This window comes from Eggerthella sp. BIOML-A1 (genome assembly GCF_009875595.1).
GTDB classification, from domain to species: Bacteria; Actinomycetota; Coriobacteriia; order Coriobacteriales; family Eggerthellaceae; genus Eggerthella; species Eggerthella lenta.
Window position 1 is genome coordinate 180,595 of record NZ_WWRZ01000003.1, and the last position, 20,146, is coordinate 200,740.

The following is a 20,146-nucleotide window of genomic DNA, read 5'->3' on the forward strand; positions in this document are numbered from 1 at the left end:
ATATGGAGAAAAATATGCGCGCGGGGAAAGAGCGGGACGCTCGCGGGATGCGGGGGACGAAGACCGGGGGCGTGCGCCCCCGCGGCCCGCACCCCCGTGCAGGAACGCGCGCGACGAACCGCGCCCTCCTCACACCCGATCGGGCCCCACCCGCTTGAAGTCGTACACGGTATAGCTGACGCCCCACTTGAACTTCTACGGATGGTACGAGGTTTCGAACGCGCACAAGGTGACGCCGGGCACGACCTTCTCCGCCTTGATGTCGTGCACATCGCCGAGTATAGCACCCTTCGAAAGCACCCCGATGAGCGCCTGTCGCGCACGTGCGCCGAACGACGTTCGTCGCGGAAAAGCCGACGCTCGCAGGCCCTCGCCTCACGCACGCCCGCTCGCTACGTCCCTGTCGAACGCCTCCACGTAGGCGCGCACGCAATCGGCCAGCTCCTGGCGCGAGTGCACGTCGAGCTTGGCGTAAATATTGCGCGTGTGGGCCCGGGTAGTGTACAACGAGATGGTCAGCGCATCGGAAATCGACTGCGACCCGTAGCCGCGCGCCAACATGACCAGCACTTCCTTTTCTCGCTCGGTCAGCTGCCGCTCGTCGCCCAGCTGCATGCACAACTGCTTCCAGCGCCCGCGATGCTCTGCGGCTGTCGCGTCCTCGCCCTCCACCGCCGAGACCTCCGACGCATCAGCAGACGCCACGCCCTCATCATCCTCGTCCGGAATAGGCAACAACAGCTTATCCACCTGGCGTTCGGGAAAAACGAAAAACACCGCGATAACCGCCGCGAACAACAGCACGAACACTGCAGTTGCCAACGGCGCATCCTCAATCCCCATGCCGGCGCACCGCGCACCCAACGCGTCTCCCATCGTCACGCCCAACGCGATAATGGCGCGACCGAGCGCCACCACCTGCACCGCACTCGCCTTGGACTGATACACAATGTAGGAGAACATGTACCAGGTAACCACGTCGAACAGCTGAAATGCCACGCCCACCAGCACCACGCCCACCACGGCGCTGCCCGGAAAGAAAAACGTCACGGACAGCGACAAAATAATAACCAGCGCCATGGGATAGAGCAGATGCTCGAAGTTGAGCTCACGTCGCCGCAGCGAGATGAACAGCAGCAGCGCCACCAAGCACACCACCGTGAGCAACGTGGTGATGCTTCCGTCCTCGGCCAACTGCCCGGGCGACACGACAGCCCGATGCATGCCCTTGCCGAAGTTCGCCGCAGCGCTCAAAACGCATACCACCAGCAAGAACAGACCGAACGCCTTCGAGGGCTTCAAGCGCTGGCTCTCCTGCACAACCGGCTTCGCGCGCTGAGCCGAACCTACGACGAAGCACGCCGCAGAAAGCAGCGGCAGCGCCACGAACAGCGCCAAATCGAATGGATCCGGCAGCCCCAGCACCATGAACTGCAGCAAAGCAGCCAACAGCTCGCAATACAGAATGACACGCAAGGCCTGCCGGGGCCGAACCGCGCACAACAGCAATCCCGCGTTGATGCTGAGCGCCGCCGTTCCGATGCCCGTCAGACAGCTTCCCGCAACGAACAGCGCGGTCGACGACACCAGCAGCGAGCCCGCCTGCACCACGCACACGCAGCCCAACGCCGCCAGCGCGCCGGCGCTCGCCAAAAACCAGGGTCGATCGGCCACCTTCGACACCGCCTGGGAAAAGCATGCGCACGCCAGCAACGCCGTTGCATGGCTCAGAGTGGAGTACAAGAACATGTCGGACACGACCGAAGCCGTCTCCTCCGCGCCTTCAACCCACACGGAACTGGAGTAAGCCACGCTGAACCAGGCCACCCAACATGCAAATCCGAAGTATTTGAGCAGCGGCATATCGTCGTCAAGCCGCAACAGCATCTGCGTCCACGGCTTCTTCCCGAGCTCCCGCTCGCACCTGGTTTCCGACACCTGTCCCCCTCCGTCGTGCGCCGCCGCGCTCGCCCCTCGATTTGCGGCTATCCTAGCACAACGTCTCCGCCGCATCATCCATCATGTCCTCGTCCATGTGCACGAACCCACGCGTGAGCTTGGCAACTCCGCGATAGAAACGCGTTTGCGCGCAGCTTTGCAGACAGTCGCAGTACGCGTCAATCCAGTTCAGCAGATGGTCGCGATGAAACTCGCGCTGCGTCCGAAGGGCAGATGCCGCAGCCGCAGTATCGCCCGCATGCAAAGCCCGCGCCTGCTCGCCGGCCTGAGCAGCCATGAACTCGAACTCGAAACTCAGGTGATCTTCCGGGGTGCGCAGTCCCTCGTCCACCGCCACGCGAGCCTCGCAAAAACGGCGATACACGTCGTCGCGCGCCTCCTGCATCAAAAGACCACTCTCTGACGTGAATACGCTCTCGTACGGCGTCGCCCTGCGGTCGTCATACGACCCCGCCGCCAAAATGGCGCCCGCGAAATCGGTTGCCAACTCTTGCCGCGTACCGCCGTCGCGATGCTTCAAATAGGCCGCCATGTCGGCGTACCCCTCCTCCATCAACTCGTCATCCACGCCCGTCGCAGTCAAGTCCTCGTTCGAGAGCGCATCAATGCCCGCCTGGTCAAGTTCCTTGAAATAGAGCGAAGCCAACGTTCGGTAAAACGACGCACGCGTCTCCGCTTCCCGAGCCATGTCCTCATGCGTTTCCCTGTATGCACCCATCGGATCCCCGTCTTTCTCTCGCAAGCACGAATGAACCCAGTGTAAAAACCGAAGGACCGCTCCGGCATCGCGCGTTTCGTTCTATCTTGACCGCGCGTTGCGCACGGCCTAGTCAACGATTGACTAGACGCCCGGCAACCCTGCTGCAAGTTAGAACGCGGATGACGATGCCCTTCGCCTTGCCCAACCGTAGGCTGACTCCATCGAACGGTATCGAACGAGAGGGGGCGCCGTGGCGAATCCATCTGAGGAGTCCATTGCGCGGGTGGTGGAGTGCTTGTTCAACCACCCGCGCCATCGCGAGCTTTTGTATAAGGCGCTTGTCCACTGCCAAACCGAGCGCACGGAGCATGCCGCCGAAGAATTTCTGGCGCGGCAGCCCGAAGCGGCGCAAGCGCTGCAAACGCCGTACACGTTGCTTCGCAACTTGGCGGCTGCCGGGGGAGTCACCGTTATCGCCCACGATGCGCAAGGCCTCGCCCTCGATGAGACGCGCTGCGAACAGCTGCGTGCGGAAGGCCTCGACGACGACGCGCTGGCCGATCTTGTCGCCGAGCGTCGCGTTCTCACCACGCCGGCAGGATGCGCCGCATGCGAGTTGCTGGCCCCCGAGCATCGCACCCTCGCCGCCATCTACAAGGTGCCCGAGCGCCGCGCGACCTTCGTGCGCCTGCTGGACTTCTGCCGCACGCCGCGCAAGCTGGCCGACATCAATCAACTGCTCGCAGACGACCCCGCCCTGGCTCCCAGCCAGCGAACCGCGGGCCAAAAGCTGCACGCCTGTTACTTCATCGACCGCCTGGAAGAAGCAGGCGGCTTGGTGTGGGACGGATCTTGGGTCACTACCGATGCGGGGAAGCGCGCCCTTGCATCGGTCTGACAGGTTGGCGCTATTCCGCCAGCCCATAAAGACGAGTTAGAGAGAGAAAGAAGGAGGGAATATGTCACCAACGAACCTCACCCGACGCAGCTTCATGAAAGCATCGGCCTTAGCCGCCGGCGCTGCTGCACTGGGGTCTGGCGTTGCCACCGTGAACAATCTGGTCGAAAGCGACCAGGCGTACGCGGCTGACGAGGTCAAGCTCGTGCACACGTCGTGCCGCGCCTGCATCTCGAACTGCGGCATCATCGCGCACGTGCAGAACGGCCGCGTCATCAAGCTCGAAGGCGACCCTGCCGACCCCATGTCCGAGGGCCGAGTGTGCCCCAAGGGCCTCTCGGGCATTCAGGCGCTGTATCACCCCAACCGCAACAAGTACCCCATGAAGCGCGTGGGCGAACGTGGCGGCAACCAGTGGGAGCGCATCAGCTGGGAGGAAGCCATCGACACCATCGCCGACGCGCTCATGGACATGAAGGACAAAACCGGCCTCGAAGGTCTCCTCTGCTCCACGGGCGGCGGCGGCAACCCGCAGTTCTTCAGCCCGCCGCGTTTCCGCAACTTCTGGGGCGCGGGCAACGTGTTCGAGCCGGGTTGCGCGCAGTGCTACCTGCCGCGCAACTACACCATGCCGCTGATCAACGGCGTAAGTGACACCTCCATCGCCGACTCCGGCTGCGCCGAGCTGTACAACCCCACCGTGTCCATCGACACCTACGTGATGTGGGGCACCGGCCCGGCTCAGCATGCACCCTCTTCTGCCGGTCGTGCCGTAGTTGAGCTGCGCGCCGCGGGCACCAAGACGGTGGTCATCGACCCGCGCTACACCCCCGACGCTGCCCGCGCCGACGTGTGGTTGCCGGTTCGCCCCGGCACCGACGTTGCCATGATGCTGGGCTGGACGCGCTACATTATCGACAAGAAGCTCTACAACGAGGAGTTCTGCTCCAAGTGGACCAATCTGCCCTTCCTGGTGGACCCGAGCGACCCGGCAGGCGCGCTCTTGCGTGCCAGCAAGGTGTTTGCCGACGTCACCGCCGAGAACGAGGGCTATGTCTACTACGATGAAAAAACCGGCGAGGTAACCAAGGCGTTCGCTCTGGGCCCGGACAACGAGGCTTCCTATAACCCGGCGCTGTTCGGCGCCTACGATGTCACCTTGGCCGACGGCACCGCCATCAAGGCGAAGACTGCCTTCGAGGCCTACAAGGAGCAATCCGACGAGTTCACGATCGACCACGTGGCCGAAGTGTGCATGGTTGATGCAAGCGACTTGGAAGAGGCCATCAAGCTCTACGCCGAGTGCGAGTCGGGCGGCATCAGCCTGGGCGTGGCAACCGACCAATACCCGCAGTCAACGCAGGCTGCCATCGGCGCGGCGGCGCTCGACTGCATGATGGGCTACATCGACAAGCCCGGCAGCCCCGCCAACAGCCTCCCGCGCTCGGCGGAGTCCACCGTGTTCCCCACGGGCTTCTTTGGCGATTCGCCTTACCAGTTCCAGACGCCGGAGAACATCCAGAATCGCCTGGGCTACGTGGAGCACAAGGGTCTGGGCGGCTGGATGCACAGCCACATTCCCACCATCTTGAACGCCATCCTCACCGGCGAGCCGTATCAGCCGCACATCTGGATCGAACGCTCGGGCAACAAGATGGCCATGCTCGGCAACGCCGCGTCGTGGGTTGACGCGTTCCCCAAGCTTGACCTCATCGTGCACATGTACATGTATCCCACGTCGTTTTCCACCGAGGCTGCCGATCTCTTGCTGCCGACCGCCGAATGGCTGGAAACCGCGTTCATCCAGGGTCGTTTGTACGCGGTGCTCCTGCGCCAGCCGGTAACGAACCTGTTCGAGTGCATCGACGAGACGTTCATTTGGTCGATGCTGGCCAAAGCGCTTGCCGAGCGCGGCCACGAGGGCATGCAGAAGTCCTTCGACCAGGACGCCTGCGGCCCCGCCCCGGCGTACTGGGATTCCATGGAGGACTACTACGAGTGGGTTGCCTCTAACGTGAACATGACCTGGGACGAGCTGGTTGCGAAGGCGCCGTATAACGCCGTCGAGCCCGAGGAATACTGGAACGCCCCCTACGAGCAGGCTTACCGTGGCCTCTCAAGCGACGGCTCCTCCTACATCGGCTTCGCGGGCTGCGCCGCCCGCGACATCAAGGACAACCCGCTCAAGTGCGGCCCCTACGGCGACACGATGATCTACCTCGGCCGCCACGGCGCCGAAAGCTTCGAGATGCCGGCAGCCTCCGCAGAGTACCTGCCCATGCCCTACTTCCACGATCCGGACGATCGTCTGGAATACGGCAACGACTACCCGCTCGTGCTCACCGAGGGCCGCATCCCCTACTTCCACCACGGCACGCTGCGCAACAACCCCTACATCCGCGAGATCTACCCCGCGCCGGAGGTGTGGATCAGCCCCGAGTACGCCGAGGAGCACGGCATTGCCACCGGCGACTGGGTGAACGTGAAGTCGCCCCGCACCGACGGTTTGGACGTGTTCTCGAACCTCAAGACCGGCCAAGAGCTGACCGCCGAGGGTCAGAGCCTGGTCAAGGACGGCATCTACGGCGTAGCCCACGTCACCGAGGGCATCGCAAAAGGCAGCGCCTACATGGAACGCTTCTGGAACCCCGAGTTCTTGGAAGAGGGCCAGGACCCGCGCAAGAGCTGGACGCTGTGCAACATGAACGTGCTCACCAAGAACACGGGCTACTACAACCCCGAGTTCGGCACGTATACCCTGCGCGGCATCAACGTGAAGGTCGAGAAGGCGTCGCGCCCCGAAGGCGTGTGGCACGAGCCGACCGACTTCGCGCCTTGGTTGCCGCAACCGTCTGAGAACACCGGAGGAGGTGCCGCATAATGTCGCATTACGCTATCGTCGTCGATCTCGACCGTTGCATCGGCTGCCACGGCTGCGAGATCGCCTGCAAAAACGAGAACGAAGTGGAGCTTGGCTCGTTCTGGAACAAAGTGGTGCAGGTGGGCCCGTTCGGAGACTACCCGCATCTGCACCAGTACTTCTTGCCGGTTATGTGCCAGCAGTGCGACGACTCGCCGTGCACGCACGTGTGCCCCACCGGCGCCAGTTATCGCGATGAGAACAACGTCGTGCTGGTCGACAAGGAGAAGTGCATCGGCTGCAAGTACTGCATGATGGCCTGCCCGTACGGCGTGCGTTCATGGAGCCCGTCGGAACACGTGGTGGAGAAGTGCACGCTCTGCGGCCAACTGACCAGCGTGGGCGAAGAGCCCAAGTGCGTGGCGGCGTGCTGTGCGTCGGCTCGCTTCTACGGCGATCTGGACGATCCGAATTCGGACGCCTCCAAAGCGCTTGCCGCCGCAGGCGCCGACTCGGTTCATCGCCTGAAGGACGTGGGCAACGGCCCTCAGACGGCCTACATCCTGTCAGCCAAGTACGCTGAATGGAAAGAGGAGGTGAAGTAATGGACATCCAGTGGTCTCTCGTGCTCTTCACCGCCCTCACGGGCATGGGCGGATGGCTGTTCTTCTTCATCTGCCTGAACGTGTTCGTCCGCAAGACTGACAAGGGCGCGTTCGCCGGCACGGCGACGGCCTTGGCGCTGACCGTCGTAGGAGGCCTGGCTTCGGTCACGCACCTGTCCCATCCCGACCGCATGCTGGGCGCGCTGCAGCATCCTACTTCGGGCATCTTCACCGAAGCCTTGCTGGTGGGTCTGCTGGCCATAGTCATGATCGCGTTTCTGGTCATGCTCCGGCGCGGCATCGACGGCGGAGCCCTCAAAGCAGTGGCTGTCGTCGGCATGGCGCTCGGCGCGCTGATGTCGTTCATGGCGGGGCAAAGCTACCTGATGAGCGCCATTGCCGCCTGGAACACCGAGCTGCTGCCGCTCGGCTACCTGGGCACGGCGGCGGCATCGGGCGCGGCCGCCTACCTCGTGCTCATCGCCGCGCAGAAGGCCGACGAGAATGCTTGCAGCCTCTACGGCCTGATGACGCTGGCGGCCGGCTGCGTGGCGCTGATCACGGTCTTGGCGTACGGCGCGGTCGCAGGCGCATTCGCCGGAGACGCCGCCCCGATGACGATCGCCGCCGCAGCGTTTGGAGGCGTCGCGCCTATCGCGTGCGGCTTCCTTGCCCGGAAGAAGCCGGGCAGCGCCGTGGCGCTTGGAGCCGTCGCGCTGATTGCCGCCCTTATCGGTTCGATTGCTTTCCGTTGCGCTATGTGGGTTATCGGCGCCGGACTGTACGACTTCTTCGGTCTGATCTAAACCGGCCCGTCTCCTCGGTCGCGAGCCGGGGAGACGGGCGATGCCGAAGCGCTGTCCCGATCCCCCTCCCCGACAGCGCTTCGGCATCGGCTCGGTTGACCGCTTGGCCGCTTTGCCGCTGGACGACCGCTATCGTACCCACCCCAAGGAGCTTCGCCATGACCCTGTCGCTTTCTCGCAGATCGCTCGTAGCTGGCAGCGCGCTCGTCGCCGCCAGCTTCGCCGTGGGAAGCGCCGCTTCCGCACTCGACGGCGGCGCAACCTGCCTGCGGCCTCCCAGCGCCGAAGACGAGGAGCGCTTCCGCAGCCTGTGCCTGAAGTGCGATCGCTGCCGGTCGGCGTGTCCGCAGGGATGCGTTCGCACGGGCACGCTCGAGGACGGGCTGCTCAACTGGCGGACGCCCGTGATGGACTTTCACCGTGGGCTGTGCGACTTTTGCGGGCGCTGCGAGCAAACGTGCCCCACCGGCGCCATTCGAGACGTGGACGCGAAAGCGAACCGCATCGGCCTTGCGGTCATCGACCCGCAGCGCTGCATCGCTTGGATTTCGGGAAGTTGCCGCGTGTGCGTGGATGCGTGCCCCTACGAGGCGCTCTCGGCCGACGCGTCGGGGCGGCCCATTGTGGATTCGACCCGCTGCAACGGTTGCGGCATCTGCGAGTACCGCTGCCCCTCGAACACGTACCGGTCGTTTGCCGGCGGCACGCAACGCGGCATCAACGTTGAGAGGAGCGCCTGATGGACGAGCCCAATGAGGTGCTGTCGGAGAAAACCGGAGTCGCCGATTGCACGGAAGCTTCGCGTGAAGCCTCCGCGGACCACGACCGACAGGCAGAAGGCCGGACGCGACGCTTCCCCTTCCGCAAGGCGCGTGGGGCTGCTTTCGCGCTTGCCGTATGCGCAGTCGCCGCTGGCCTGACTTTCCGCATCGGCATCGGCACGCCTTCCGCGTTCGGTATCGAATCCATAGCCGCCATCTGCCCGCTCGGTGCACTTGAAACCATGTTCGGAGCACGCCAGATCATGCTTCAACCCCTGCTGCTGCTTTTGGGTATGGTGCTGGTGATAGCCCTGGTGGGCAAGGCGTTCTGCGCCTGGATGTGCCCCGCCCCCTGGCTAAAGCGACTCTTCAAGCCGGGTAAGCGCAAGGCCGCAGACGGCAGTGTCTCCGCCGCACATCACGCCTGCTCCCACGCTCGCGAAGACGGCCACCGCTGCGCCTCTTGCGCGCTCGCGCCCGTGGGAGGAGGGCGCGACGGCCTGCGCCTGGACACGCGCCATGCCACGCTGCTCGGCGCGCTGGGAGCTTCGGCCGTTTTCGGATTCCCCGTGTTCTGCCTCGTGTGCCCCATTGGGCTCACGTTTGCCACCTTCATAGGAGTGTGGCACTTGTTCCAGTTCAACGAGACGTCGTGGGGGCTAATCATCTTCCCTGCCATCCTCGTGCTGGAGATAGCGTTCTTGCGCAAGTGGTGCGCGAAGATCTGCCCTGTGAGCGCACTCGTGTCCCTGATCTCGGGCTTGAATCGCACCCTGCGGCCGCGCGTGCGCGCCGACGCATGCCTGCGCAGCTCGGGCGTGGATTGCCGCGCCTGCGTGGAAGCCTGCCCCGAGCAAGTGGATCCCCACAGCAAGCGTATCCCCGAATGCTCGAAATGCGGTGCCTGCGTGGAAGCCTGCCCCGCCCAAGCTATCCATATGAAGCTGCGCCCGTAGGAGGAGAACGTCCCTCCCCCGACTCATGCGCGCGCGTAGCGCTCGACGAAGTCGAGAAGCTCCTGCTTGCTGTGCACGTCGAGCTTGCGGTATATGTTCCGCCGATGCGTGATGGCGGTGCCTTCGGAGATGACCAGCTCGCTCTGCACGCGCGCGAGCGTGTTGCCCCGCCCCAGCACCACGAGCACGTCCAACTCGCGCGGCGTGAGCCCCCGGTCGAACGCGATGCGCCGGTACGCATCCTGCAGCGCATCGGGTGCGTCTCCCTCCCCGTGCGCCTCCGATCCGGAGAACGACCGCGGCGCCGGCATCACTTGCGTGATGCGACCGCGCGCGATGAGCTCCACCCGCCGCAGCATCGATCCGCGCAGCACCACGTTCGTCGCGCAAAACAGCACGATGAGCGCGAACGAGGTGACCACGCTCACCTTCACGATGCCGTCGGGAGAGCCGGAAGCCACCGTCTCGAAGTCGGGCGTCATCGTCCACCCGATGGCCACGAGCGCGCCCGCGGCAACGCCCAGGCAGAACGCCGCCGGCCCAAGGCCGCAAGGATCGCACCAAGGCCGAAGCGCCCGATTCACCCGCGATCCCATGACCAGGAGCGACCCCACGAGCGACCCGATCCACAACAGGCAGAACGCCACAGACACGTTGAGCGATATCGGCGTTCCCGGGTTGACCGGGAACAAGGCCAGCAGCGCCACCACGAACGAGAGGTGGAACACCAGCATGAAGTTCTGCTCGCGCTTGGGCAGCCACGCGCACAGCAGGACGAGCAGAAACACGGGAGCAACCAGCAGCAGCACCAGAAACGTATCGTCGGACACGACCGCGAACCGCGCGGAGGCGAATTGGATGAGCGCGAACGTGGTCACCGCCCCCGACGCCGCGAACGCTCCCGCGTAGCGCTTCAGAAACGAGGCCGTTTGCAACGTGAGCAGCCGGGTGACCACCACATCCTGCGCATCGGGCCGCAATGCACGAGGGCGCACGGCAAGCGAGACCACGCCTGCGAGTCCCGCCAGGCTCGCCCCCGAACCACCGCCCGCGAACAGGACGTACAACAGCGCCGACCACGATGCCAGCAGAGCGGCGGCGCACCCCACCATCCCCCGCTCCGACACGCCGGCCACGCTCCGCTCCCACCGAACGATGGCGAGCCCCATCGCGAACCCCGACAGCAGCATCGCCAGCACCTGCAACGCGAGGCTTGCCTCGCCCGCCGCGTACGCCAGCAGGGCGATCACGCTTCCCAGGCTCCCCGCGCTTGCCGCAAGCACGTCCCCCATGCGCGCGTACCCCGTACCGACGCGCTTCGCCAGCCGCAGCGCGGCAAGCGCCGCGCATGCGCACGCGCCGAAGAACAGGGCCGTCGCCAGCAACGGGGCCAGCAGAGCGCCTTGTTCCAACGGATGCGCGATCGCCGCAGCCCACGGCACCCAGAACCACAGCAGCGCCAGTCCTGCAGCGCAGCGGCCCGTGCGCACCGCTCCGCGTTCAACCCGGGCGCCCCGCGCGCCCTCGTCCCCTTGTGCCATATGCCCTCCAAGAACATGCAGCCTGTTTGAAAGCACCTTCATCATAGCTTGCTTCGCAGGGTCCGCACGGCCCACCAACAGGAAATACTCTGAAACAGATGAAGGGTTTTCGCCGCAAATCATATGTCGGAGGGGAGTTCTGCGCCCGCTTCTCCTGCCACCATGGAGCCCGTTGGAATTCACGCCACGGAAAGGAGGAACCATGAAGCTGAACAAAGGGGAAGCGATCGTACGCGCCAACGCAAAATCGGTCGTACTGCTGACCGTCTGCGCGAGCGTGCTCGCCTGCGCCGCGGGGCTGGGGTGCCTGCAGGGCTGCTCACCGCAGGAAGCGGCCTCTCAGGGAGCGGCGCCGAAGGCGGAGGCCGCAAACGGGTCCATCACGCTGACCGAGTGGACGACCGAAACCGATTGCAGCACCTGCCACGCCGACGAAGCGTCCTCGCGGCAAGATGCCGCGTGCACGGCTTCGAAGCACACGAGCCTGCAATGCGCCGACTGCCATACCGACACCGCGACCTTGGCCAAGCAGCATGAGGGCGCCTCGTCAGACGACCGGATGCCATCGAGGTTGAAGCAGACCACGGTTGAAGCATCAGTGTGCCTGAGCTGCCACGATCAAGATGAAATCGCAGCGGAAAGCAGCTCGTGCACCGCGCTCTCCGATGCGCAGGGCACCACCGTCAACCCGCACGAGCTGCCGGAAACCGACACGCACGGCCAGATCGCCTGCACCGACTGCCACAGCATGCACGAGGAGCAGACCGATCTGCAAGGGGACGCCAAAGCGTACTGCATGAGCTGCCACCATGCCGACGTGTTCGAATGCTACACCTGCCATGAGCATAGTTAGGAACCCGCTGCACGTGCAGCGAACCGCACAGGAAAGGGGATCGAGATGAGCTTGACACGACGCGACCTATTCAAGGGGGCGGGAATCGCCGCCGCGAGCGTTGCTGCCGCAGGAGCGCTGGGAGGCTGTGCGCAGAAAGCCTCCGCATCGGACGATTGGATGCCGTCAACCTGGGATTACGAGACGGACGTGCTGGTCATCGGCTACGGCGGCGCGGGCCTGTGGGCCGCCGTCACCGCGAAGGACGAGGGCGAGGCCGACGTGCTCGTGCTTGAGAAAGCTCCCTCGCGCGGAGGCGGGAACTCGTCCATCAACATGGGCGAGTACACCTGGGTCGACGACATCGACGGAGCCGTGCAGTACATCACCGGCTTCTCGAAGGGCCACACGCCTGAAGACATCGCGCGAGCGTGGGCGGAAGAGTGCTACCAGAACATGGATTACTGCGATTACTGGAACATCGACACGGAGCTCAAGAAGGGCACGAACGCCTCGGGCGGCACCTCCAGCTGCGAATATCCCTGGATCGAAGGCGCCGAGGCGATGCACGTTTGCTCGTTCGGTGATCCCACCAAGGGCGGCAACGCAGGCTGGCATACGCTTGACCAAGCACGTTCCGACCTCGGCATCGAAGTCGTTTTCAACTGCCACGACGAGGAGCTCATCCAAAACCCCGACACGAAGGAGATAGTCGGCTGCTACACGCTCATCGGCGACGACGAAGCACCGAAAGCCGTCAAAGCGCGCAAAGGCGTGGTGATGACGCTGGGCGGATTCGAGTTCAACGACGAGCTCAAGAACGAATACTGCAAATGCTACCCCATGAGCGGCTTCTACGGCTGGCCGTTCAACACGGGCGACGGCATCAAGATGGTGCAGAACGTGGGCGCGCAGCTGTGGCATATGAACAACATCATCGGCTCGTACAACGCCTACTTCAAAGACTTCGAGTGGCCGTACGCGTTCACGGTCACGCCGGGCGCGAACAACTACGTGATGCTCGACCGCCTGGGCAAGCGGTGGATCGCCGAGTCCACGTTCTTGAGCCCGCATGTGGGATGGCACGAATTCGAAAAGTTCAACGACTCGACGCTCGCCGACTTCGAGCGCATTCCCACCTGGGTGATCGCCGGCCAAGAAGTCATCGATGCCGGGCCGCTCGGTGCCGTGAAGGGCGGTGTGCTGAACACCCCCGGCGGTTCCACCGCCATCGGCATGGCACTCGAAGACATTCCCAGCGAGTGCGGAGGATTCGAAGGTTGGAGCGTCGACAACCAAACCGAAATCGAAAAGGGCTGGATCATCAAAGCCGACACCCTCGAAGAGCTTTGCACGAAGATGGCCGCCGTCGACAACGCCCCGGACGCCGCATCGGTTCAAGCCACGCTCGAAACGTACAACGCATACTGCGACGAAGGAAACGACCCTGCATTCGATCGAACCGCCGACACGCTCGCGCCCGTCTCGCTCGACGGCCCGTTCTACGCCTGGCCCCTGTACCCCGGCGGCTGCTCCACGCTAGGCGGCCCGAAAAAGAACACCGAAGCGAACGTCGTCGATTGCAACGACCAGCCCATCCCGCGCCTGTACGCCGCCGGATGCTTCGGCAACATGGCCGGCCACACGTACGGCATCTCGGGCGGAAACAACGCCGAGAACATGGTGTGGGGCCGCATCGCAGGACGAAACGCCGCAAGCCTCGAAGCGTGGGACGCCCAAGCCAAGTAGGCCCGCACCACCGTCACCCTCCCCGTGCGCCCCGGCTCCCTCCCTCAGCCGGGGCGCTTTTCGTTTCTAGCGGCTTCTTCCTTGCTGCTCGACGACGCTCATGAGCTCTTGTTTGGAGTGGACACCGGTTTTCGCGTAGACGCGCTTGATGTGGGCCCACGCGGTGTTCTCGGAAATGACCAGCTCTTCGGCGATGAACTTGGCTGTACGGCCGCGTGCCAAGTAGCCCAGTATCTCGCGCTCGCGCGGCGTCAGTTCGAACCGCGCCGCCACCGCGTCGCCGCCCGCGCCCAGCGCGTCGTCGACGGTGGGAACGGCATCCGCGCTCGGCGCGCCTTCCCCACCCTCCCCCGCCGCGGCGGAAGACGCGTCCTGCGGATGCGCGCGGCGCAACGCGACCACCAGCACGATGGCCAACGGGTAGATGGCCGCGAACGCGAGCAGCGTCAACAACGACAGCCCGTAATCGGCGCTGAGCGCGCCCAGAACGCCGCCTATGGACAGGCCGATCACCAAGAACAGACCCGAGCCGCCCAGGTACACGCTTGACAGCACATAGCTCGACATGCGCAACGTGCGTGCACGATCGACTATGAACAGCAGGAACACCATGCCGCACACGTCGTAGCACGTGATCATGACGAGACCGGCCAGCCCGCCGAGCGCTTCGCCGAAAAACGGCAGCAACGAGAGGATCGCCAGCATCGCGGGCAGACAACCCTTGTAGACGGCCGTGGGATCGGGATGTCGCATGGTGAGCCCTGCCACCAACGCGGTGATCGCCGTGGCCGCCACCAGCGGCATCCACATGTTCACATCGCCTACGATGCTCTCGGACTGCGAGCCCAGTACCGTGGTGTGCAGGATGCCCACAACGCCCACGAGCACGAACAGGCATAAGAACGCCTGCAGCAACGAGAGGCGATCGCCGCGGTTCGCCGGAAGAAGCTCGTCGCGCTCGGCAAACGAGAGCATGCGCTTGAGTCGCACGAGCAGGCAGGCCGAAACGACCACCGCCACAATGGAGAGCACGCTTGCCGCAAGCGACCCCAAAAGCGGTAGCACCGACACCAGCACGCATTGAACGATCAGCCCACCCACGATTTGGTAGACGCCGTAAGCGGCATCGGGCTCCGCAACGAACGCCTCGAGCCATGCAGCATTGAGCACCGTGAGCGCGAACCCGCACAGCACGCCGTAGAACACGGCCGTCGCCGCGAACGGCAGCCCCGCCATTACGCCGGTAGCGCTCAAAAAGAACCCGACGAGCAACGCGATCACAGCCGGAACTTGCGATAGCGCACCCGGACGAAGCCGTCCTGCGCGCACGAGCGCGATGATCGCAAGCGCCGTCGCAAACGAAATCGCGTTCATCGCGAACATGAAATCAAGCTCGGACACGAATCCGACAGTAGAGGACACCGAGCCCATCGCCGTAATGTAGGCAACCGAAATCGCGGTCTTGCACAGACCGAAACCGAGCGCCCCAAGGGCTATGCCTGCATGCTTGCTTGTCACGCGATTTCCTCCCGAACGCATTGTACCTTGTCTTGCGCGCGGCGACGGGGGCGTCGAATGGAAAACCATCTGCAGCCTTCATATACGAATGACATTGACCAGGCACGATGCAAAAAATAACCGAAAATGGGCGAGGCGGAAACCGTCCGTTTCGATACATGCACCGATAATCGGGGTCGACTCCGACAACCTCGCCTGGCGATACTCGCGTTGTTCATTTCGGCGAGGCACGGCGATCACGAAGCCACGCCGACCAATCGAGGAGGGAGCAACACTATGGAACTCAATCGCAGGGACTTTCTCAAGGGGTCGCTCGCATTCGGCGGCGTCGCCGCACTGGGCGGTCTAGCGGGATGCGCGACGCCGCAACAGGCGAGCAACGACTCGGCGAAAGACGCCAAACCGGAGAAGAAAAGCGTGCCCGACAGCTTCACCGACGGCAAATGGATAGGCTCGGCTATGGGCCACGACGACGACCTGTTCGTGCAGGTGACCGTCGCGGGCGGCGACATCGCAGGCATCAGCGTGCTGCGCTGCGACGACACCATCGGCATCGGATCCACGGCCGCTCCGATGATGGCAACGAGGATTCTCGAAGCCAAGAACATCGACGTGGACACAGTCACCGGTGCCACCACCACATCGATGGCCGTGCAAAGCGCTGTAGCCGACGCCATCACGAACGCCGGCGGTAATCCGAAGGACTTCCGCCTAGGCGCCGCAACCCCCAGCGGCGGCGCCGCGCAGACCGCCGACGTGGACGTGGCGTTCATGGGCGCCGGCACCGCAGGCCTCGTTGCAGCGACGCGACTGCTGGAAGCCGGGAAAACGGTGGTGCTCTTCGAGAAGCAGGACATTGCCGGCGGCTCCATGCCCATGACGTACTCGGGCGTCGCCGCCGCCGAATCGCAGCTGCAAGCGAACTACGCGCTCGGCAGGGCCGACGACAATCCCATGTACAACAAGCAAGCTATGTTGGCAGTCATGCAGAAGTACCTCGTTCCCGAAAACGACCGCTTCGACGGCGCGATGCCGTACCAAACGGCCATGTACTCGAACTCCGGACAACTGGTGGATTGGATGCACGGCATCGGCGTGGGCTTCTACAGCTTGGGCGTGAACAAGGCGTACGGCGTGACGCCGTATTTGGCTCCCGGCTGCTACATGGGCGGCTGCGGATACGCGAAGGACTACCTGGTCGATCGCATCGGTGCGCTTGGCGGACAGATCGTATACGCGACGAAGGTGACCGAACTCGTGCAGGATGCCGACGGTCGCGTGACCGGGCTCAAAGCTGAAGGGCGTGACGGCTCTACCTGGACCGTCACAGCGAAGGCCGTATGCCTCACGTCGGGAGGGTTCGCGGCCAACCCGGACATGATCAAGGAGCACTACCCTCAGTACGCCGACTTCAAGTTCAATTGCGCACCCGGCTCCACCGGCGATGGCATCGAGCTGGGACAGAAGGCGGGAGGCGCTATCGAGTGCATGGGTCGCGACCTAGGCGCATTCCTGTCCACCACGAACCAGGCCGGATCGAACTTCGAGATCGCCTTCTTGTACCAGACCACGCCAGGCATCCTCGTGAACGCGTCGGGCAAGCAGTTCGGCAATATCATGTCGGATAACCACGGCGTGCTTGGGCGGGCGCTTCTCGATGAAACGAACGGGGGGAAGTTCTTCTACGTCACCGACGAAGCGGGCCGCATCACCACGAACAAGAACGAGCTGTACGCCATGGATACCTACAAATGCCTCGAGCACCGCGGCGACATGGTGCACTACGATTCCGTGGAGGCTGCTGCCGAGGAGCTGGGGCTGACCGACCTCGCTGCCACTCTCGATACGCATAACGCCCACGCGCTCGCCGGCGAGGAAGACGAGTTCGGACGCAAGAAGCTGCCCTACCTCGACACGCATGATGGCGTTTGGGTAGTGTCCTGCATCCCCACGTTCTACCTGACCACGGGCGGTTTGGCCATCGACACCGAAGGACACGTGCTGAGCGACTCGGGCGAAGCCGTCGCCGGACTGTACGCGGCGGGCGACGTATGCGGATCCATCGAGGAGAAGGACGGCCGACCCTACGCGATGGGCTTCGACGCCGCCATGAACTACGGCTACCTCATGGCAGAAACCGTGAAGGGCGAGATCTAAGTTGCACCGAAACCTTTAGACTTCTCCCCGCTCCGCTCGGCCCGCGGCGCCCTCCCTCCGGCGCCGCGGGCCTACCCCAGCCCCAGCCAGGTTTGCACGATGGGTACGTAGCCGGCCACGAACACCGCCAGGATGAGCACGGGCAGCGCGAAGCGCACGTAGCCGCGAGCCCAGCGAGGAAAGCGCGTGCCCTCGCCCGTGTCGGCCTCGCGCAGAAACGCATCCCAACCCCAGCCCCGCTTGGACGTGCAGAACAGCAGGAACACCAGAGCGCCCAGCGGCAGCACGTTGTTCGACATGAGGAAGTCCTCGATGGCCTGGATATTGCCGATACCCGGCACCTCCACGCCCGCCCACACGTTGAAGCCCAGTACGCACGGCAGCGACAACAGCGCCAGCGCGATGCCGTTCACCAGGCAAGCGCGGTTGCGCGACCAGCCCCACTCGTCCATGCTGAAGCTCATGATGTTCTCGAACACCGCCACCACCGTGGACAGCGCGGCGAAGCTCATGAACAGGAAGAACAGCGTGCCCCACAGCTGCCCCACCGGCATCTGGCTGAACACGCTGGGAAGCGTGATGAACACCAGGCCGGGGCCGCTGCCCGGCTCCACCCCGAACGCGAAGCACGCCGGGAAGATGATGAGGCCCGCCATGATGGCCACGAGCGTGTCCAGCCCCGCGACGCGCAGCGCCTCGCCCGTAAGGCGGTAGCGTTTATCGATGTAGCTGCCGAAGATGGACATGGACCCCACGCCCACCGACACCGTGAAGAACGCCTGGCCCATAGCCGCGAACACGGCATCGACGAACGTCCCCCACCCGCCTTCGAACAGCTTCGCGAAATCGGGCATGAGATAGAACGACAGGCCCTCTTCGGCGCCCGGAAGCGTGACCGCGCGCACCACCAGCACGGCAAGGACGGCGAACAGGGCGGCCATCATCGTCTTCGTAATGCGCTCCACGCCGTTGCGCAAGCCGGCCCGCGTCACTAACACGCCTATCAGCACTACGACCAGCATGAACGCGACCATCATAAGCGGGTCGGCCAGAAGCCCGTTGAACACCCCTTCGACGGCGCCGGCGTCCAGGCCCTCGAACGTGCCCGCGCCGCTGAACGCCATGAACGCCAGCATCCATCCGGCAACCGTGGTGTAGAACATCATCAGCAGGTAATTGCCCGCAAGGGCCGCCCACTTGAACCGATGCCATTTCGACCCGGCCGGCTCCAGCTCGTCGAAGCTGCGCGCGACGCCCTTCTGGCTCGCCCGGCCCACCGCGAACTCCATCACGAGAATGGGCAGCGCGAACACCACCAAGAACAGCAAATACAAAAGCACGAATGCCGCGCCCCCGTACTGCCCCACGATGTAAGGGAAGCGCCACACGTTCCCCAGCCCGATGGCGCATCCCGCGCTGATCAGGATGAACCCTAAACGGGATCCGAATTTCTCACGTACCATACGTCCTCGCTTATCGAAAGCGCCCAGACTGAACAGTCCGGACGCGCAAAAAACAATGCGAGCAGTGTAGCGGAAGACGGCAATGAAGCCAATTGGCAGTTCGGCAGCGCACGGTGCACGGCCTGCCCTAACCGTGCACCTGCCCGCCCTTTACCTGCGTAGACGACTTTACCGTTAACCGAGTTATCTGTTTATCAGATGACTGCTGTCCAAAACTACGAATGACCAAACCCCTTGTTTCAATCTAGGCATCCGTTGATAATGCTTTCACCCCACTGAAGAGAGGAGAGCCCGTGCTCATGCGAATGCAATCGCCCCAACCCACGCGCCCTGGTGCCTGCCTTCATCTGCATTCAGTTCTCCCGCTGCCATAAGCGCGCCGAGAGCATTGCATGCGAAGACGGGAAGCCTATGGCTTCTTTTTTTACCCTTAGCACCCCTCATCGAGACAAAGGACCAAACCCATGACTATCCGCACCGCTTCACATGAAACCCCCGCCGGATCGCGCTCGTCGCGAGCCCGCCGCGCCGCCGCAGCCCTTGTCGCCTGCTTGGCCGTCGCCCTGCTCATCCTGCCCGGCTGTACGTCGACCGGCGGCTCCAATGCCGAAACTATCCGAGTCGGCGTGTGCGCAGGACCCTATCAAGACATGTTCGAGCAGGCCATCGAACCCTCTCTGACCGAGCAGGGCTACTCGGTTAAGTACGTCGAATTCTCCGACTACGTGCAGCCGAACAATGCTCTGGCCGACGGCGAGATCGACCTCAACCTGTTCCAGCATGCGACCTATTTGGAGAGCTTCTCCAAACAGCACAACCTCGACCTCGCATCCATCGTCGAGGTGCCCACCGCCGCCATGGGCGTGTTCCTGGGCAAAGCCGGCTCGCTCGATCAACTGCCCCCGAACGCAACCGTCGCCATTCCCAATGACGACACCAACCTGTCGCGAGCGCTGCGCGTGCTGCAGCAGGCGGGCCTCATCACGCTGGATGCCTCCGTCGACCCCGCGAAAGCAGGGGTGAACAACATCGCGGAGAACCCGCGTGGCCTTTCCTTCCAGCAGGTCAACGCTGAAGTGCTGCCCACCGTGCTGGACAGCGTGGACGTCGCGGTGATCAACGGCAACTACGCCATCGGCGCCGGCCTCGACCTTGCCGACGCGGCTTACGTCGAGCAGCTGTCCGAGGGATACTACAACGTCATCGCCGTGCAGGGCGCCGATGCCGACGCCGAATTCGCCCAGGCTGTGAAAGGAATCGTGCAATCCGATGCGTTCAAAAGCGTCATCGACGACCCCGACAACATCTTCGCCGGCTTCGGCAAGCCCAGCTCGTACTAGG

Annotated in this window: 15 protein-coding genes; 10 read left to right on the plus strand and 5 right to left on the minus strand. The window is 63.9% G+C overall.

Translation table 11 applies throughout. The annotated features are described in order from the left end of the window. Positions 1-375: 375 nt before the first annotated feature. Together GT590_RS14745 and GT590_RS04320 are read right to left on the minus strand one after the other, a co-directional pair. A complete protein-coding gene (locus GT590_RS14745) occupies positions 376-1,938 on the minus strand; it encodes a LuxR family transcriptional regulator (RefSeq protein WP_021409750.1) in 1,563 nt (520 codons plus the stop codon). A gap of 52 nt (positions 1,939-1,990) precedes the next feature. After that, positions 1,991-2,647: a molecular chaperone gene (locus tag GT590_RS04320; protein WP_035584839.1), complete on the minus strand. Its 657-nt coding sequence runs from the start codon at positions 2,645-2,647 to the stop codon at positions 1,991-1,993. 262 nt (positions 2,648-2,909) lie between these two features. Here GT590_RS04320 and GT590_RS04325 point away from each other — a divergent pair, with 262 nt between their 5' ends. The 6 genes from GT590_RS04325 to GT590_RS04350 all read left to right on the plus strand — a co-directional run bounded on the left by GT590_RS04325 (position 2,910) and on the right by GT590_RS04350 (position 9,545). Next, the gene (locus GT590_RS04325; RefSeq protein ID WP_057384975.1) at positions 2,910-3,557 is read left to right on the plus strand and encodes a hypothetical protein; all 648 of its coding nucleotides are present in this window, start codon (positions 2,910-2,912) and stop codon (positions 3,555-3,557) included. Between the two features lie 61 nt (positions 3,558-3,618). Beyond that, a complete protein-coding gene (locus GT590_RS04330) occupies positions 3,619-6,438 on the plus strand; it encodes a molybdopterin-dependent oxidoreductase (RefSeq protein WP_021409747.1) in 2,820 nt (939 codons plus the stop codon). Beyond that, on the plus strand, positions 6,438-7,022 hold the full coding sequence (locus tag GT590_RS04335) for a 4Fe-4S dicluster domain-containing protein (RefSeq protein WP_021409734.1): 585 nt from the start codon (positions 6,438-6,440) through the stop codon (positions 7,020-7,022). Before GT590_RS04330 ends, GT590_RS04335 begins: the two co-directional genes overlap by 1 nt. Beyond that, positions 7,022-7,828, plus strand: a complete 807-nt coding sequence (locus GT590_RS04340) for a DmsC/YnfH family molybdoenzyme membrane anchor subunit (RefSeq protein ID WP_021409746.1) — start codon at positions 7,022-7,024, stop codon at positions 7,826-7,828. Before GT590_RS04335 ends, GT590_RS04340 begins: the two co-directional genes overlap by 1 nt. A 158-nt stretch (positions 7,829-7,986) precedes the next feature. Continuing rightward, positions 7,987-8,568: a 4Fe-4S dicluster domain-containing protein gene (locus GT590_RS04345; RefSeq protein ID WP_021409751.1), complete on the plus strand. Its 582-nt coding sequence runs from the start codon at positions 7,987-7,989 to the stop codon at positions 8,566-8,568. Continuing rightward, a complete protein-coding gene (locus GT590_RS04350; protein WP_052106104.1) occupies positions 8,568-9,545 on the plus strand; it encodes a 4Fe-4S binding protein in 978 nt (325 codons plus the stop codon). The genes GT590_RS04345 and GT590_RS04350 overlap by 1 nt, the downstream gene beginning before the upstream one ends. A gap of 23 nt (positions 9,546-9,568) precedes the next feature. Here GT590_RS04350 and GT590_RS04355 read toward each other — a convergent pair whose 3' ends face one another. Beyond that, on the minus strand, positions 9,569-11,086 hold the full coding sequence (locus GT590_RS04355) for a response regulator transcription factor (RefSeq protein WP_057384972.1): 1,518 nt from the start codon (positions 11,084-11,086) through the stop codon (positions 9,569-9,571). A 202-nt stretch (positions 11,087-11,288) separates the two neighbouring features. On the opposite strand from GT590_RS04355, the gene GT590_RS04360 reads away from it, so the two are divergent. Both GT590_RS04360 and GT590_RS04365 read left to right on the plus strand, forming a co-directional pair. Then, positions 11,289-11,939, plus strand: coding sequence for a cytochrome c3 family protein (locus GT590_RS04360; RefSeq protein WP_021409737.1), 651 nt, complete (start codon positions 11,289-11,291; stop codon positions 11,937-11,939). A gap of 45 nt (positions 11,940-11,984) precedes the next feature. Continuing rightward, positions 11,985-13,667 carry an FAD-binding protein gene (locus GT590_RS04365; protein ID WP_021409735.1) on the plus strand — a complete coding sequence of 561 codons (1,683 nt, stop codon included), beginning with the start codon at positions 11,985-11,987 and terminating at the stop codon, positions 13,665-13,667. 66 nt (positions 13,668-13,733) lie between these two features. On the opposite strand, the gene GT590_RS04370 is transcribed toward GT590_RS04365, so the two are convergent. Then, entirely contained in the window at positions 13,734-15,185 is a 1,452-nt protein-coding gene (locus GT590_RS04370; protein WP_161170927.1) for a helix-turn-helix transcriptional regulator, read from the minus strand. Positions 15,186-15,461: 276 nt separating this feature from the next. Between GT590_RS04370 and GT590_RS04375 the strand changes: the two genes are divergently transcribed. Beyond that, positions 15,462-17,342 (plus strand): FAD-binding protein, encoded by a 1,881-nt coding sequence (locus GT590_RS04375; protein ID WP_009306014.1) that lies wholly within the window; start codon positions 15,462-15,464, stop codon positions 17,340-17,342. Between the two features lie 71 nt (positions 17,343-17,413). Here the strand turns inward: GT590_RS04375 and GT590_RS04380 are convergent, their stop codons facing one another. Further along, the gene (locus GT590_RS04380; protein ID WP_009306013.1) at positions 17,414-18,805 is read right to left on the minus strand and encodes a sodium-dependent transporter; all 1,392 of its coding nucleotides are present in this window, start codon (positions 18,803-18,805) and stop codon (positions 17,414-17,416) included. A 464-nt stretch (positions 18,806-19,269) separates the two neighbouring features. On the opposite strand from GT590_RS04380, the gene GT590_RS04385 reads away from it, so the two are divergent. Further along, a complete protein-coding gene (locus GT590_RS04385; protein ID WP_009608184.1) occupies positions 19,270-20,145 on the plus strand; it encodes a MetQ/NlpA family ABC transporter substrate-binding protein in 876 nt (291 codons plus the stop codon). Position 20,146: the final 1 nt, after the last annotated feature.